Origin of the sequence: Mesorhizobium sp. M1A.F.Ca.IN.022.07.1.1, assembly GCF_003997575.1 — a bacterium.
In the GTDB taxonomy this organism is placed as follows: Bacteria; Pseudomonadota; Alphaproteobacteria; order Rhizobiales; family Rhizobiaceae; genus Mesorhizobium.
Genome location: NZ_RZST01000483.1, coordinates 1 through 3,404 on the forward strand (window position 1 = coordinate 1; position 3,404 = coordinate 3,404).

At 62.0% G+C, this 3,404-nt stretch carries 6 protein-coding genes and 1 tRNA gene; 3 read left to right on the forward strand and 4 right to left on the reverse strand.

Translation table 11 applies throughout. From position 1 onward, the window contains the following. The coding region (locus EOA75_RS30780) for a TetR/AcrR family transcriptional regulator (protein WP_164747688.1) at nucleotides 1-591 on the forward strand (591 nt) is incomplete at its 5' end. Nucleotides 592-646: 55 nt separating this feature from the next. Here EOA75_RS30780 and EOA75_RS30785 read toward each other — a convergent pair. Together EOA75_RS30785 and EOA75_RS30790 are read right to left on the reverse strand one after the other, a co-directional pair. Further along, on the reverse strand, nucleotides 647-850 hold the full coding sequence (locus EOA75_RS30785; protein WP_095828506.1) for a DUF2905 domain-containing protein: 204 nt from the start codon (nucleotides 848-850) through the stop codon (nucleotides 647-649). A 69-nt stretch (nucleotides 851-919) separates the two neighbouring features. Continuing rightward, nucleotides 920-995 (reverse strand) — tRNA-Thr (locus tag EOA75_RS30790). A 151-nt stretch (nucleotides 996-1,146) separates the two neighbouring features. Here EOA75_RS30790 and EOA75_RS30795 point away from each other — a divergent pair. Next, the gene (locus tag EOA75_RS30795; protein WP_082953745.1) at nucleotides 1,147-1,314 is read left to right on the forward strand and encodes a hypothetical protein; all 168 of its coding nucleotides are present in this window, start codon (nucleotides 1,147-1,149) and stop codon (nucleotides 1,312-1,314) included. Nucleotides 1,315-1,547: 233 nt separating this feature from the next. Further along, nucleotides 1,548-1,910 carry a BA14K family protein gene (locus tag EOA75_RS30800; RefSeq protein WP_245466788.1) on the forward strand — a complete coding sequence of 121 codons (363 nt, stop codon included), beginning with the start codon at nucleotides 1,548-1,550 and terminating at the stop codon, nucleotides 1,908-1,910. Between the two features lie 115 nt (nucleotides 1,911-2,025). Here the strand turns inward: EOA75_RS30800 and EOA75_RS30805 are convergent, their stop codons facing one another. After that, the gene (locus EOA75_RS30805) at nucleotides 2,026-2,448 is read right to left on the reverse strand and encodes a hypothetical protein (protein ID WP_127325920.1); all 423 of its coding nucleotides are present in this window, start codon (nucleotides 2,446-2,448) and stop codon (nucleotides 2,026-2,028) included. Between the two features lie 163 nt (nucleotides 2,449-2,611). Next, the coding region (gene bhcR, locus EOA75_RS30810) for an HTH-type transcriptional regulator BhcR (protein WP_164747689.1) at nucleotides 2,612-3,404 on the reverse strand (793 nt) is incomplete at its 5' end.

The window sequence follows — 3,404 nt, forward strand, 5'->3', positions numbered from 1 at the left end:
AAGGGGGAGAGGCACCGCCGCATCATCGATGCGGCGACGGAGCTTTTCCGTGAGGCCGGCTATGAAGGCGCCAAGATCGAGGCCATAGCTGCGCAGGCAGAGGTCTCGATCGGCACGATCTACAATTACTACCAGAATAAGGGTGACATCCTCGGCGCCATCGTCGCTATGGAGGTCAACGAGGTGCTGAATGCCGGGCAAGGCGTGGTTTGCAGCCCGCCGGCCGATGTCGGCGACGCGCTCGACAGGCTGATCGGCATCTATATCGGGCACTCGCTCAATTACCTGAGCAAGGAGATGTGGCGGCAGGCGATGGCAATCTCGACCCAATTGCCCGACAGCCCTTTCGGCCAGGCCTATACCGCGCTCGACCGCGACTTGACAGAACAGATCCGGGCGCTGATCGCCCGCCTGCAGGAGATCGGCCTGGTGCGGTCAGACATCGACGGCCCAGCGGTGGGCGAGTTGATCTTCAACAACATGAACATGATGTTCATCGAGTTCGTGAAGCGCGACGAGGCGAAAATCCCGGAGCTGCGCGCGGCGATAAAGCGGCAGAACCGGATCTTGGTGGCTGCGATCGGCGTATAGAAGATCAAGAGCGAGCGGGTAGAGGGCTTTCAGCAAAGCGCTGCGGCCGAACTACTCAGTGACGGTTGATCAGCCACAGAATGGTCGAGAGAACGACACTGATCAGAATTCCCGTGGTGATGGGAAAGTAGAGCCTGAAATTCTCGCGCTCGATCACGATATCACCGGGCAACCTGCCGAGGCCGATCCTGGTCACCCATGGCCACAGCAGGCCAGCGGCAACTATGCTGAGGCCAATGACGATCAGAGTTCGCGACATGGCAGCACCTGCCGGAAATAGCGCATTGCCAGAATATAGTGATGCTTCGAAAGCTGGCAGAGCGAAGGATGGTGCCCCCGGCAGGGATCGAACCCGCGACCTTCGGTTTACAAAACCGCTGCTCTACCAGCTGAGCTACAAGGGCACGGCGCTCCGGTAGCACATTTCGTGCGCCAGTAAAGACAAAACTCCGTTTTGGGTTGCTAATGGACCGCTTGGCTTAGTCGGCATGCTGAAAAGAGGCGCGCCGCTTCCTACATCTCTGTCGGGTGCAATCGCGTCGAACGGGGTGTCGCATGATCAGATTCGTCATCATCCTGCCGCTCATCGTCGTGACCTGGCTTCTCCTGATGAAGGCCGTCAGCGATCTGAAGAAGGCCAACATCGACTGGACGGGCGTCACCACGATCATCGGCTTCATCGTGCTCGCCTTCTGGCTGCGGCACGTCACGGGAATGGGGTGAGGGGAGTGAATGGTGAATGGTGAAAGGCGGCGTTTTCTGGACCATTCGCTATTCACCATCCACTATTTACCCAATCCATCGAACCTTTTGCCGCCGCTCCGCCACAACTGATCGCCAGAGGCGAATGGTCGCCTCGATCAAGGATAGGGGCAGTTCCGAAAGATTTGAGCCGCTTCCGGCCACTCAAAAAAATCAGAAAAAAACTTCGAACCTTTTCCGCGCTGCAACGACAGATGATCAAGAGGCGGATGGATCGCCTCGGTCAGGAAACCAAGGAGATCATCATGTTCAAGGGCACGCTCGTTTCGACCCTTATCGCCACCTCTGTTGCCGCCGGCACGCTGGCCGGCACCGTCCAGCCTTCGGCCGCTCACGACCATCATCACCGCCGCGAGCTCGGCATCGGCATCGCCGCCGGCGTTGGCGGCTTCGTCCTGGGCAACCTGCTCGCTCAGCAGCCGCGGACGGTCTATGTCGAGGATGGCTACCACGGTTCCTGGCATGTTCGCCGCTGCATGGCCCGCTATGCCAGCTACGATCCGGGCTCGAACACCTACATCGGCTACGACGGCTATCCGCATTACTGCCGCCTCTGAGAGCAATTCCAGGAAAAGCGCATAGCGGTTTTCCGTCCGGAATTGCGTAAAACAGAGGAGAGCCACCGTCTCGGCAACCGGAAAGGGGGCTTCGCGGCCCCTTTTTCGTTTGGTGCTACGAAGTCTTGGCCTCGATCGCCAATCCCGCGCTGCGGCAGGCGCCGGCAACGGCAAGCCCGGCATTAGGCGTTTCACCGCTCATCGCGACAAGTTCGAAGCTGTTTCCGGCATCCGGGTAGACCTTGGCAATGAAGGCTTTGCCGTCGCTGGAGCCGCCGGCCGAGCGCTTGTCGTCGACAAAGCCGCAAACCACGATCTCATGGCGGCCGTTCAACGTCCGCTCACCGGCAAGCATCGCCCCGAACTTCGCCGAGACTGGACCCTTCAAGTGCTGGCGGACGCCGGCGGTAATGATCTCCTCGAGGGCAAGCGAGATCGGTATGGAATCGACGCGCTGCCGGTTCGAGTCCGGCACCGGTGTCGTGGCGGCGCATCCGCAAAGTGAAGCGGCGAGCAATAGTTGAACCGTTTTCCGCATCCACGCCCTTTCGCATGCATTCGAACGCCGCGGCAAGACGGCAGGGCCCATGCAGCCGAGGGTGTACAGCGATACGTTTAGTCTGGCCGTCCCGGAATGGCGGCCAAGAGCGCGCTGCCCGGCGCATGACGCCGGGGTCATGCGCAAACAAAAACTGTCGCAGTCAGTAGGCTTTCACGCCGCCGATCATCTTCGTCACCTCGGCCGCGGCCTCGCGCACCAGCGGACCGATCTCGGCCAGGCGCTCCGGCGTCACCCGCACCGTCGGGCCGGACACGGAAACGCCGCCGATCGGCTCGCCGAACTCGTTGAAGATGGCAGCGGCGACGCAGCGCATGCCGGGATGGCGTTCCTCGTCGTCGACCGACCAGCCGCGATGCTTGATGGTCGCCAGATCATGAGCCAGCGCCGAGATGTCGGAGAGCGTCTTGTCGGTGAAGCGCTGCAGGCCGGCCTTGCGCAGGATGGCGGCGACCCGCTCCGGCTCGAGATGCGCCAGCACCGCCTTGCCGATACCCGACGCATGGAAGGAACTGCGCGTGCCCGGCCGGAAGAAGGCCCGGATCGCCTGATGCGTCTCGACCTGACTGACGAAAACCACGCAATCGTCTTCGGCGACGCCCACATTGGCGGTCTCGCCGGTCTTTTCCATCAGTTCCTGCATCACGATGCGGGCGCGGTCGACCAGCTTGCGGCGGCGCAGGAAGGCGGCGCCCATGCGATAGGTCTCGACGCCGATCGACCAGAGCTGGTCGGTCGAGTCGAACTCGACCATGCCGTGGTTCTCCAGCGTCGTCAGCATGCGGTAGGCCGTTGAGGCGGCGATGCCGCTGCGCGCCGCGATCTCGCTCAAGGACAAGCCGCTGGCGTCCGCGACGATCGCCAGGATGCGCAGCGCGCGGTCGAGCGACTGCACCGAAGCCGCTTCCTGCGGGCCGTTGAAGGCACGCGGCCGG